This window comes from Mycobacterium kyorinense (assembly GCF_002101735.1).
Lineage (GTDB): Bacteria > Actinomycetota > Actinomycetes > Mycobacteriales > Mycobacteriaceae > Mycobacterium > Mycobacterium kyorinense.
Genome location: NZ_LQPE01000013.1, coordinates 1 through 12,757, shown reverse-complemented (window position 1 = coordinate 12,757; position 12,757 = coordinate 1). Strand labels below are relative to the sequence as shown.

At 63.7% G+C, this 12,757-nt stretch carries 8 protein-coding genes; 2 read left to right on the top strand and 6 right to left on the bottom strand.

From position 1 onward, the window contains the following. Positions 1 to 335: 335 nt before the first annotated feature. The 4 genes from AWC14_RS02425 to AWC14_RS02410 all read right to left on the bottom strand — a co-directional run bounded on the left by AWC14_RS02425 (position 336) and on the right by AWC14_RS02410 (position 9,330). Entirely contained in the window at positions 336 to 4,475 is a 4,140-nt protein-coding gene (locus AWC14_RS02425) for an FtsK/SpoIIIE domain-containing protein (RefSeq protein ID WP_084031098.1), read from the bottom strand. Positions 4,476 to 4,559: 84 nt separating this feature from the next. Continuing rightward, complete coding sequence (eccB, locus tag AWC14_RS02420; protein WP_084031097.1) at positions 4,560 to 6,098, bottom strand: type VII secretion protein EccB; 1,539 nt, start codon at positions 6,096 to 6,098, stop codon at positions 4,560 to 4,562. Continuing rightward, positions 6,099 to 7,997, bottom strand: a complete 1,899-nt coding sequence (locus AWC14_RS02415; protein ID WP_158089861.1) for an AAA family ATPase — start codon at positions 7,995 to 7,997, stop codon at positions 6,099 to 6,101. 82 nt (positions 7,998 to 8,079) lie between these two features. Then, on the bottom strand, positions 8,080 to 9,330 hold the full coding sequence (locus AWC14_RS02410) for a hypothetical protein (protein ID WP_085240937.1): 1,251 nt from the start codon (positions 9,328 to 9,330) through the stop codon (positions 8,080 to 8,082). A 79-nt stretch (positions 9,331 to 9,409) separates the two neighbouring features. Here AWC14_RS02410 and AWC14_RS02405 point away from each other — a divergent pair, with 79 nt between their 5' ends. Continuing rightward, entirely contained in the window at positions 9,410 to 10,312 is a 903-nt protein-coding gene (locus AWC14_RS02405) for a conjugal transfer protein (protein ID WP_083071608.1), read from the top strand. A gap of 38 nt (positions 10,313 to 10,350) precedes the next feature. On the opposite strand, the gene AWC14_RS02400 is transcribed toward AWC14_RS02405, so the two are convergent. Together AWC14_RS02400 and AWC14_RS02395 are read right to left on the bottom strand one after the other, a co-directional pair. Beyond that, on the bottom strand, positions 10,351 to 10,941 hold the full coding sequence (locus AWC14_RS02400) for a 3'-5' exonuclease (RefSeq protein WP_083071609.1): 591 nt from the start codon (positions 10,939 to 10,941) through the stop codon (positions 10,351 to 10,353). Positions 10,942 to 11,022: 81 nt separating this feature from the next. Beyond that, positions 11,023 to 11,796, bottom strand: coding sequence for a hypothetical protein (locus AWC14_RS02395; protein WP_224164054.1), 774 nt, complete (start codon positions 11,794 to 11,796; stop codon positions 11,023 to 11,025). A gap of 322 nt (positions 11,797 to 12,118) precedes the next feature. Between AWC14_RS02395 and AWC14_RS02390 the strand changes: the two genes are divergently transcribed. Continuing rightward, positions 12,119 to 12,706, top strand: a complete 588-nt coding sequence (locus AWC14_RS02390; RefSeq protein ID WP_084031096.1) for a hypothetical protein — start codon at positions 12,119 to 12,121, stop codon at positions 12,704 to 12,706. Positions 12,707 to 12,757: the final 51 nt, after the last annotated feature.

Below are 12,757 nucleotides of genomic sequence, written 5' to 3'. Positions count from 1 at the left end.
AGAGACTCACGCGATGGCCCTCTTACGTCAGGGACCGACACGCCGCCATCACTTACACCACTCCCCGGGACGCTCCCTTGGGCTGACCGGCGCGGCCGATCTGTCCGAGTTCGACAATCCACATCTTGACAATTATGGTCGCCGGTTCGAGCGTCGCTAAACGCCGACACCCCCACCGACCCCGAAATCCATTGGCAAATAACAGTGATAAAGCGGTTCACAACTGACGACGGCGTCTCACCGTGTTTGGGCCGCGGCGAGACGGGGCCCAGGGGCCTTCGTCGCGGCACGCACGCGCGCGGCTTGGCCGGCAGCGTCGGCTGTGGTCTGCGGGCTTAGCCCCAGGGGCGCGCCATGCCGACCTGGATGATCTCCGGGGTTGTCGGGTAGAGGGGGTCGTAGAGCATCGCTTGCCCGGGCCGGCGCCGGGCGAATTTGATTCCAGAGCTGGGCCAGATTGTGCCTTCGCTGACTGGACCGGAGAACAGCAGTGTTGGGCTGTTGCGCTGGGCCAGCGCCTGGTACAGCTTGTTGGACTGGCGGGTGGACGGGAATCCTTGCGCTGGTCCTGTGGCGTAGACGTGCAACCCGAGGTCGTTGCGAGTCATCAGCTCCACGAGGGGATCCAGCGGCGCACCGCCCATCCCGAAACCTGTTCCGGTGAAGGCCTCCACACCGTCGATGAGGACGAACACTTCGGGCCCGCTGTACCAGCTGCGGTTCTTGATCGCCGTCGTCGACAATCCCTGCTCCTTGGCGGGTTTACGCGGCTCGATCACAGCTGTAACTTTCTCTAGCGCCGCGGCCAACGTGTTCTGGTCGGCGTAGTCCATCAAGTAGCCGTTGGCGGCCAGCTGTTCCTGCTCGGCCAGCAGATCGTATTTGGACTCGATGATGACGAACTGCGCCTCATCCGGATTGAACTGGTGCACAACTGAATTGATCAACGCCCGCAACAACGTTGTCTTACCCATGAGCGGGTCGCCAACGGCCAGCAGATGCGGTGAGGTGTGATCAGGCACGGTGACCACCCTGAGGTCTTCAACGCTGATCGCGATTGGCAAGTGTTTGTCCATCGCCGCGCGCCGGCCAGGTTCGGGCGGGTTGAGCTCTGCGAGCTTACGCGCGTACTCGTTATAGAGATCCCAGATGACCTGGTATTCGATGTGAGGGGGGGCGGGCTGGATCGGGATGGCCCGCTTGTCAGGCTGGGGCCAGCGGGCCTGCATTTCCTCCACGAACCGTGCTATGCCCGACGCGTAGTTGGCTCGATAGTCGTACACCGGCATGCCGCGCTCGTACTTGGTCGGCTCGATCGGTTCGAATTGGGGCACCAGGATGCGGGCCTCGAGCAGCCGGTCTATGTCTACGCAGCGGCCCGGCTCGTCGGAGGGCAGATCTCTCACCAAGGTCTTGGCTGTGGCGGTCACGAACGACTCGTTGGGATCCTGCACAGCCAAGTGGACCGACGTCCCGAAATAACTGTGCATCTTCGGTGGAATGTGTTGGTTGGCCAACGCGGTGACGATCAGGTGCAGCCCGTAGCGGGGGCCGTTTTCTAGCAACTCCAACAGCGATTCCTTGGCGTGTTCGTTGTCGTTGAGGTAACGCGTGAACCCGTCGATCACCAGGAACAGGTGACCGTAGGGGTCGCCCTCGGCCGGTGTGGTGGCCCGGTCGTTGAAGTACTCGTCGAGGTTGGTCACGCCACGCCGGCCGAATTCCCGTTCCCGGATCACCAGCAGACGGAAGAACTCACCGATGAATCGGTTGATTTGGTCCTCGTCTGTCCTGCGGGCGTACCCGCCCACGTTGGGCAATTCGGCGATCTCCGAGAGCTTCGCACCGGTGTAGTCGACGAGATAGAACGAGCAGAACTGCGGCGGGTACGCCTGCAACGCACCGGCGACGATGGCTTGCACCGCGGTGGAGCGCCCGGATCCGGCCTGACCGAGGATCCGCACGTGAGCGCCGGCGTCCTGGGGGTAGATGAAGTACGGCAGCCGCGTGTGTTCGAACGGCGCGTCGGTGATTCCGATTTGTATTGCCAGCCTTGAGGATCGGCTCGGCTCGATGGTGACGTCGGCGTAACTGATCGGGGCCCGCAGCGTGGGCTGCCACAACTGCAGCGCTTTAACGTCGTCGAACTGCGCGATCCGATTGACCAGCGCGTCCTTCATCTTCGGCAGTGAGTCCAGGTCGACTGCGGCACCGAGATCCTTGGCCGCACTCTCAACGGCTTCACCGTCGACGCTAAACGAGTTCTCCAAACTGAACTGGGCCAGCCGGCGCCCTGACACAGCGGCGGACGTGACCGCTTCAGCTCGCTTGCGGGTGTGGCGGCGCGGGGCGATGTAGCGCTGCTCGACGTTGAATCCCTGAAACCGCACCCGCTCGCGTTCATCGCCGTCGGGGCGGTTCTCTCGGTAGGCGATCGCCATCCCCTGTCCCATGGGGAGGTTCATGGCCTCGTCCACGCCGATGACAAACCGGGAGTGGGCGGCGTCGCTGGCGCGCAGCGAAATACCGAATGTCAGGTGCGACTCCAAGCCGCGCAGCAACGCTTGGTCGATGTCCTGGGAGCACGGCCATACGTGAATTCCCCAGGCGCGCCCGACCGTACCGATTTTGATGTAGGTCTCCAAGTCCTCCCGATGATTCGTCATGTACTCCTTGAATTCGTCCATGATGACGAACACTTCAGGCAGCGGCGGATACTTGTCGGGGTTCTTGGCGCGCATTTGCCGGTATTCGACGATGTCCTTCGCGCCGCACTCATACATCAGGACCTCGCGCTTTTTGATCAACCCAAGCAGGACTACCGCGGTGCGGCCCACCAAATCAGCGGCATTCTCGAGGTTGCTGATGTTGGCAATGACATGCGGCAACTTCCCGTACCCGCGGAAGGTCGCGCCGCCCTTGAAGTCCATCAAGATGAGGTTGACCTTGTCGGGCCCAAACCTCACACACAGCGACCCCACCAATCCCATCAGCAGAAAACTCTTGCCGGATCCGGTCTTACCCTGAATCGCGCCATGAGGGCCGGTGCCCCTCAGAGACGCCTCGGCGAAATCCATGGAGAAGATCTCCGAAGTGAGCTGCTGGCCGTCATGAACGAACCCGACGGGGATCTCGAAATGCGAATCGACACTGTTGGCCGCCCACAGCGGGCGCGGATCCCAGGTATCGAGATCGGTGATGCCGTGAACATCGAAATAGGACTGCTTAGCCACTTCGGTCTTGACCGTTGTGTCCGAGACGGCCCAGTGCGGCGGGCGGTGTCGGCTCATCTTTTGCGCGATCGTGCGGGCCTGGGTGATCGTCAAGGCGTCGGCGTGCGCGATGCGCAGCTGCCGAGGGGTTGAGAATTCGCGGCGATCGGAGACGTGGAATCTGCCCTGCTTGGTGGTCAGGGTCTCGCTGGGCGCGTTGAGCACCACCAGCGTGGTGGCCGCACGGGTCCACCCGGGCGGCAACGACACGTCGTTGCCCGGGGTGTCGATGAACACCACCAGGTGCGGCCCTTCGCTGTTGCCTGGACCGAGGTCGGTGTCGGCGACGAACGCCGCCAGCGACGGCCATGCGTAGCGCGCCGAGCCGGCGCGGTCGTCGCGGCGCGGATCCTGCGCGCTGGGAAGCCATTTCACCCAATCCCAGCGGCTGCGCACTGCCGGGTCGCAGATCACGCCGATGGCCAGATCGTTCGGCGAATGGTTGAAGGCCAGCGAGCAGATCATCGCCCTGCCTAACGCCAACACGGCGTCGGGGTCGCCGCGGAAGCTGTATGCGGGCTGCTCGGCGAAACTGATTCCCAGTGGGCAGTTGGTGACGAATTTCTGCGTGCGCAAGAACCGTCGAAATGCTCCTGTCGTGACTGGCTCGAGCTTTTCAGGGATTTCGGTTTCCGGCTCTTCAATCTTGGGCAAGACCTCGGTCAGCCCGACTCCGACGCGGGCAGTCAGCCAGGGCCGCAACGCTGCCGGGCTGTCTTCCTGCTTGGCGCCCGGTGGCAGTTTGGAATCGCTTGGGCGGATCGACCACATTCCCGGGCGGCCGCAGCGCGCCGACAGGGTCAACGGATGCGGATATGTGCCGGCGTGCAGGTCGTGGATGATCTGCCCGAGGCTGTGAGCGAGCTTGCGCTGTTCCCGCAGCTTGAGCCAATAATTTTTGCGGTTCTCGTCGAGGTTGGTGAGCGGGCCTCCCCCGGGGCCACCTACTCCGAGGTATGCCAGTGCGGCCATCATCATGCCCATCGGTGCCATCAGCATGACCGGCGACATGATCCGCGTACCGGACATGACGATCATCACGATGAACGCGAGCATCATGCCGCCGATGAGGAACGGCACGATCCGCATCAGCATCGGACCCCGAGCCTGTTCGGGCAGCGGATCCGGCGGCGGCACGTCGACGCTTTCGGCGCTCATCTGTGGGATCTTCCGCGGCGCCGGCGTGAAGGTGATCGTTGCCATCTGTCTCATTTCCCCCTGTGTTGCAGTATGTTTCGTGCCCGAGCGGCGTGGCGGCGTGGCGCCGATCTCGGTATCGCGTGCGTGTTATCTGCCCACGGCGACCGGAGCTTGATCAGCACCTACGGCCTGCGGCGGGTTTTCCGGGATTGCTTTTTGATGCAGGTCGTCCGGTAGCAGCGTGTGGTAGGTCAGCGCGGCTTCGCGCGACAGCGTGGAGCCTGGCGCATACAGTTTGGCGATCTGCCAGGGGATCGGCAGCGGGTCACGTGTACCAATGCCGAGCGCTTTGATGGTGGAGTCGTATTTGCCTTGGCTGCCCGGGCCGATGAAATACCGAACCCCGGTGTCGTCGATCCACATAAGCTGCTCGTTGGCATGTGACGTCGGCGATGCACCGGTCACCCGCACGAACCAGCCCTTGCCCGGGGTTGTCAGCGACGCCGACGCGCTCACCACTGTTCCTGTCGGCTTGAGCAGGTCCACAACCTGATTGGCGCGCTCGGGTGCAATCGGCAGCGACTCGGCCGTCAGGATCGTCGTCGACGCCCGAAGGTCCTTGGCGCCGCGCTCCCATGACCAGCACAGCACATGGGGCTCACGAAAGTTCGGCGCATGATCCGGGTACAGCCGTACGTCGATGTCGCTGGCCAGCGGCGCCGCCGACACGGTCGTTGCATCCAGTGTGGTGACTTCCTTACTGCCGGTGTTGATCAGCAGCTGTGCGATGAATTGGCTGATCTGCTGGACCCCGTCTTCGAGTGCCACCTGGTAGCGGCGAGTGCCGTCGACGGAGCCGGTGATGATCACATCGCCGTTGGTTACCTGCGGCAAAGCCGGGTTGACCTGTCCTCGGTTGGCGATGTAGGGCGTCTTGAGCGCCGGCGCGGCGGGAATCGCGTTGAATAGTCCCTCCGAGATGGGGATCGCGGCATCAACCATCCGTGGGGTCAGCCCCAACGCCGCGCGTGTGGCCATATCCTGGGCGCCGACCCCGACGCGCGAACCGTTGTAGACCACCCACAGCTGGTGTGGATCGGAAGCCAGTTTGACCACCACCGCGTCGTTGACGCTCAACGGCGCCACGGTTGAGGTCATCGAGTCGGTCCCGGCGAACAGAGTCGTCGTCAGGCTGTCGGCCTTGGTCAACGACAGATCGGTCTCGTCGGTGTGCTTGTCGCATACGGTCCACTTGGCGGTGTCGTCGCTGCGTTGGGTGAGATTGTTGGGCCCGGACGGCACGCCCATCAACTGGCCGCGGGGCTGGCCGGCCAACGCGCTGTCTTTGACCACCTTCGGGTTGTCTGGTTTGCCGACGATCAACCGCGCTGATGCCAAATTGGTGGCCGGGTGCAGGGCGCCGTCGAACATGACATAGAGGCCACCTGATTTCGTGATGATGATGTTCGCACCGTTCTGGTCGGCGCGCGGCGAGAAATAGGACATGAAGAACCCGCACGCGGGAATCAGGAAGGCCACGAACAACCCGACGATGATCATCAGTGTCTGGGTCGACAGCGGCGAATTCTGAAGCAATGATGTGCGGCTGCTAAATGCCTGGTCGATCTGGCGCACCATGAGCCGATAACCTGACAGCTGCGCCTTGGTGGTACTAAACCGAGCCATCTAGTTAACATCCCCCCCGTTGAGCCACCGCGTTTGGTCGGCCGCCGGCGGCGCTGCGATCTTCGGCGCGGAGGCGCCGAAGTGTTTGATCAACTCTTTGTCCATGGCCGGCCCGATATCGGCCGGGGTCAGCGCTAAAAGCTCGTCGTCGGACAGCGCCCGCAGATTGGTCTCCTGCAACCGTTCACTGCGGAACTCCTCCGCCAATTCCACGACGTTGCGCACAAATCGCCCGTTGCCGGCCACGTCGAGCATCTTTTTGCCCGCATGATTGTTGCCCTGCAACCGATGAGCGGCATCGACGAACATCTGGCGGGCGTCGGCGGGAAGAATGTTGTGGCGGGCTTCTGCCAGCCTGACTGCGATGTCGCCGATCTCCTCGGGCGTGTAGGAGTGAAACGTGATCCGGCGGGGAAACCTCGAGTTGAGGCCCTCGTTGGTGGCCAGGAGCCGATTCATATCTGCCTCGTAGCCGGCCATAATCACGATCAGGGTGTCGCGCTTGTTTTCCATCTGACGCATCAGTTCCGTCATCGCCTCAGTGCCAAAGGGATCCACCTGACCGTCATTGCGGGCCTGGACGATCTCGTAGGCCTCGTCGATGAACAGCACCCCGCCGTCGGCGCGCGCAAGGACCTCCCGGGTCATCCGTAACGACTCTCCCTCGTGGCTGCCGACCAAGTCAGCTCGGGAGGCCTCCACCACAGTGTCGGACGGGCAGACGCCCAGTCCTGCAAACACTTTCGCGATCACCCGCGCGATCGTCGTCTTACCCGTCCCTGGCGGGCCGGCGAAGATCAGGTGGAGTGCCTTGCGGTCGAGGTCGCGTCCGCGGCGGGCGAGCTCTTGTTCGAACGCGACGGCTGCCTTGAGGCGGCGCACCTGCCCTTTGACTTCCTCCATACCGATCTGAGCCATCAGCTCGGCGTCGGCCTCCTCGAGCAGCGCGTTCTGGTTCTCGACGAGTTCGGCCTTGCGGACCTCGTTGAGGTCGGGTTCGGTGTTGATGTCCCAGTACGAGCCGCGCTGGTCGATCAGCTTCGCAGTGGTCTGCCGCAACGTGACCGTCGGATCGGCCAGGGCCGCCACCAGTTTGGGTGTGCGGTCATATGCCAGCCCGTTATTCCAGTACACGCGGGCGTTGTCGTCCTCGCCTTTGGCGCGCTCGATCAGGCCCAGGTAGTAGCAGACCTCAGCACCCACGCCGATGTAGTGGAATTCCCGGCCGTCGTCTGCGACCTGCTTCGTGTCGGCGGTGCGCAGCCGATCAACGGCGGTCACGAAGTTCCCCAAATGCGCGTAACTGATACCGGTCAGCAGGTAGGCAACCGCTTGGAGATAGGTGTCGGTCGTGCCCAGTGATCTGTCATGTCCGTCGTGGCGGACCGGGTTGAGGAGGTTTTGGCCAAGATCAATCACGTCCTGCCAACGGGCTGCCTTGAAGTAGATCAACACCGTGGCCAGCTGCACCATCGGGGTCATTACCGGCGCTGCGTTGATCACCTGCAACGCTTCGTCGAATCGGCGCTGGTCGGCCAGCGCGCACGCCTGGCCGATGTGAATGCCTGTCGGAGTGTAGCTTTCAACCTTCAAGCCCAAATACCGCAGGTCCACCGACACCGGTAAGTAGTCGGCAGGGTAGACCGTTGCTGTCTCATCACCGACCGCGGCCAGTACTCGACCCCAGGTCGGCAATGACCGATAGATCTTTTCGACGAGGTCGGCAGACGCCGGACCATCGCCCATGTGGCCTTCCAGCATCGCCAGTGCTCGATACAAGTCGCATTGAGTGCTGTCGAGCTCGGTGCAGTACAGGAAGTTATCGCGGGCAGCGGCCAGGTTGTCCTGGCTCAAATAACGCAGCCCGTTGATGAAATAGCTGACCAAATCAGGGTCCACCGACGCCGTTCCTCCCCCCGGTTGTGCCTTTCTGTGTCGACGCGACGATGCCCCACCACCCTTGGAGCCGGCCCCATGCTGCTCACGTCTGCCCCGCCGAGTAGCCGTTGATCGTGATCTTGCTGATCGCGATCGTCTCATCGACTTTCGAATTGTCCGGTGCTCCCAGGATGCCAGGTAGATGGCCTGGCCCCTTGCCGGTCGCGGGCGGCCGCTGACTGGATTGGATTGTGCCGGTGATGATTTGGGTCGCGATTCCCGGCACTTTCTGTGTGGAGCCCTGCGGGGTGGGTGAGATGGCCTGCTCGATCTGCTCGCCGCCGATCCGCCACAAAATTGCGGTGACCAGCCGATGCTCAACCCAATGGTCCTGGCCGTTCTTCTCGGTGTGCGCGAACCCCGGAATCACGAAGATCGACGTCACCACGACCGGCTTGGGGAATTGGATGATGATCTGCTGCATGTCGATGTTGTGGGATCGCGCGCAAATCCAGGCTTGACTTGGGTCGGTCCCAAACGCCAGCGACGGATCTGAACTACCGGCTCCGCATGACGAATCCACTGGCCGGCATTGTGCGCCGGCGTTGGGCGGGCAGCCGGGCTGCAGCGGCTGCTCGGTCGGCGTTCCCGCCTGCAGGGGAGGTGTCACTGCGCTGGGCGCCGGACCGTCAATGGCGCGGTCAGCTTCGCGGCGATGCGCGCTGTGACTGCTGATCTGCTGTCCCACCACCAGCACCAGGACCGCGGCGACGGCCACTGCGACCTTGGCCCATGACGGCAGGGCCGACCAGCGGCGCGTGACGGCCGAGAGTCGGCTGGGCGGGCTGGCGCTTGGCCCCGGCCGAGGCGGCGCTGATTGCGGATCCGCTGCAGGTGGCGGTGTCGGGGTCTCGTCAGGGGCAGCGGGTGCGGCGACCGGGGCGATGTCGGCGACGTCGGCCGGCACGTCCACTGTCGGCCGGGTGGGTGGACGCCACAGCGGGTACCGTTCGTCATCGTCGTCCTCGCTCGACGGCTTGCGCGGCGCGACAGGCAGCGGCATGGTGCCGCCGCCACCGCTTAGCGCCGACTCCGCCTTCGGCGCCGACGGTGACTGATCGGCGGCCCATGCCGGGCCAGGTGACTCTTCTTCATCGCTTGTGTCGACGCTCGATGAGGCCGCCCGCGCGCGTTGGGGAACCACAGCGTCGACCACGGAATCGATCAGATCGGCAGCTTCATCATCGGACAGCGCGGCATTCGTCAGAACCTCATCGACCTGAGCATTTAGGCGCGCGCGCTGCGCTGCAGACAGCTGCGGCTGGTGGGCCGCGGGCCCGCCGGGGTGTGCCACGTGTCGCGCCTTTCCGTCTTAATGCATCAACTTGACTTTATGATAGCGGCCAGTTGGTCGTCACTCGGGAGGAAAACACATGGCGATCCGCAAGCCTCGGATCCAGTTGACGGAGCCGGCGATCAAGTGGGGGTTTATCGCAACGATCGCAGCCGCGTGGCTGGCGCTACTGATGACCGTGGTGATCGGCGTCGGTCAAGTTGCGCTGTTGCATAGGGTGCAGCAGCGCATTGATGTTCAGCGCGAAATCAACCACTTCACGAAGTCGCAGTTCTTTGCCCAGAACTTTTTCCTCGTGTGGGCAGCCGGCGACGCCAAGGACGCCGAGAAGCTTGCGTCGATGACGGCACTGCCCGGGCAACCTGAGCTCAACCCGAACCCGTTCACGGTGCTCTACATCAACCCGAGCGACGTCAAAGTCACCCCGGCAGGTGATCAAACCGAGTGGGAGTGGGTGTTCGGCGCCACCATCGTTCTACCCGAGGCGGGCGCGTCGACGCGCAGCTACTACAAGGTCACCGTGGTGGAGTCGGGCGGCAGCTTCAAAGCCCTGCAGTGGCCGAGGCCGGTCAACGACACCGCACGCAACTTCGAAGTCAAGCCGTACTACACGATCGGCGTCGACCTCAAAGGACCGCTGGGAACCACGGTGGCGAACTTCATGACGGCCTACTACACCGCCAACAACGCCGGGGTTTTGGGCCGTTTCGTCACCACCAATTTCACTGACACCCCGATCGCGGCGTCGCCCTACACCTCCGTGGAGGTCAAGTCGATCCAGCTCGGCAAGGACAGCATCGACCCGTCACAAGCCAAGCCCGGCGACAGCGTCAGCGCCCTGGTCACCGCGAAGGCCTCCGCCAGCACCACCACGTTCAACACCATCGACGCCACTTTGCGCCTGACGCTGAGCAATAACAAGCAGTGGCTTGTCGACGGCTTTGTCAGCCCGGTGCACTTCGGCGCCGTCAGCTACAAATAACCGCGGCGCGCAAGGCTCGGCTCGAAACACCAAGGGGCTCAACGCCCGTCGGGCGGCCAGGGCGTGGGCACCGTCATCGCCAGCAGATGCCGGCGGGTCTGATGAACATCGCCGAGTGCACGGTGCCCGCCGTCGTTGCGCAGGAACCGGTTCATATATAGGTGGTCGGACCGCGGAACCATCACATCGGCCCAGCTTCGCTGATCCGTGAGCCACGAATCGGCGAGCCCATAGCGGCGACAGTCCGCCGTAACGGCCTCGCGGTCGTAGTCAGCGTTGTATGCCAGGATCATTCGCCCGGCAACCAGCGGCAGCAACCGTTCCCACACACTTGGCCAGGACGGCACCGCCGGCGCATTGACCTCGGCGTCGCTGATGCCGTGGACCGCGTAGGCGCCCGCTTCGATCGGTACCCCGGGATTGACCAGCGTATCCACCAGTGTCACTCCCGATGCCGCATCGACCATAGCGATCTCACAAATCGGCCCGCCCAGCGAAACCGTCTCGACGTCAAGAATCACGGCAGTCCCGGGCTCGAGCATTCGGCGTGCGAACACCACAGCCGCCTCGGCGCGTTCAATGAGTTCACGGTCCTCGGCACTGGCCTCGACTACGTCAATCAACGACATTATTCCCCCCGACAGTCGATGTCGCTCCCCCTTGCGGGGCCATCATGACAACAGGCTCCGACATCGAGGCCAGGGCCAGCGTCAGGGCGTAGGGGTTGTCGAGGTCGGCGTTGCAGTCGTTGTGGGCGTCGACGTCGTCGCCGCCGGCGGGGGCGGGGGCAGGACCCAGGTTCCGGCAGGGTCGCGTCCCAACGGGATCCCCGGGCCGCGCCCATTGCCCAATTGTCCTGCAGCAGTGGTTACTTCGGCCGCGGGTACCGCCCGAACATCGGCAGTAACACCCGCGACGGCGAAATGGGTGATGCCCTTGTCCCCGATGGTGGCCGACGCGTCACCGCGCCCGCTGTAGTAGGTCTGCCCATCAAGCCGCGCGGCCGGCGTGGGCAGCAGCGCCGCCGTCCACGCCGCCGGGCTGACGAACACTTTGCCACCAAGGAAGTCCGGCGGCAGGACCACCCATCCCGGCGGCGGCGCGCCGGCAACCCCCAAGGCCGCCCAAAACGGTTGGCCGCCACGTAGATACACCACTGCGGCGTCGATCAGGACATCGCCACGCAAACCCCCGGCAGTCAGCGTGCCACTGCCGGTGCTCCCATCGGCGAGGTAGCCCAGCTGAATCCCCAACGTTCGACCGTTCACCGAAATCTTGCCCGACAGGCTGTGCGCGCCAGCATTCTGCTGGTCAATGAGCGCCGTGACGCCGGCCGACTCCACCACCGTCAGCGGCCTGGCCCCAGTCGGCGGCGGCGCCGGCCGCGGCGCCGGACGGTCCCCAACCAACCACATCACAACGGCGACAACTAATGCCACCACCGTCAGCAAACCCACACTGGCCAGCACGACCGGCGGGCTCAACCTGCGGCGCCGAGGCGCCCTCCACTTGTCACCCTCAGTCAACATCCCCACTGCACCACACCTGTCGTCAGCACCCACACATCCATAAACGCAAGTTTATAATTTGGTGAGTTCGGAGCGCACACCGACACGGACACCCCCGCCATATGCATTGCGTCATGCTCGATGACAACTTCACGGTTGGACATCGAAGCTCTACGTCGCGGACATGTAACGACGCCCCCCAGCGCCCAAACGTGGCTTACCGAGTGTGTCGCCGGCCCCAAGTGCCACCACGCCCCTATCCTGAACCAGCAACAGGTCGATCTTGATGTGTGTATGCATGCGTGACGAAAAGGGCGAGACCGTGGCTGAGCGTGTGACGAACGACGAATGGATCGACACACACAGACAGCCGCCGGCACACCACGCACGCGACGGATATCAAAGCCAGCCCGGCAATGAACGCCGCACCCGCTGGACCAGGGTAATGCTGCTGGGGGCTGGAGAATTCAGCCCCGAGCTGGCGACCGCCTTTCAGCGACTCGGCGCCGAGGTGATCGCAGTGGAACCGGACGCCAATGGTCTCACGCAAGGAATCACCGACCAATCGCAGGTCCTCGACATCACCGACACCAACGAGATGGCCGCAGTGATCGGCCGCCTACAACCGAATTACGTGGTCACAGCCACCGACATGGTCACCATCGATGCGTTGACTCTTGCGGCCGAAACCGATTTCGCGCAGGTCTTTCCCACCGCGCGCAGTCTGCGGCTCACCGCGGACCGCGAGGGCCTTCGGCGGCTGGCCGCCGACCAACTCGGGCTGCCCACCGTCCCGTTCTGGTTCGCCGGATCGCTCGACGAACTACGGGCAGTGGCCGACGGCTACCCGCTACGCGTACAACCGTTGCGAGTGAGTGATCTTTAGTGGTCACGCGACTCGCACCCCGTCTCGGGGTTGTTCCCCGGCCGGGTGGCC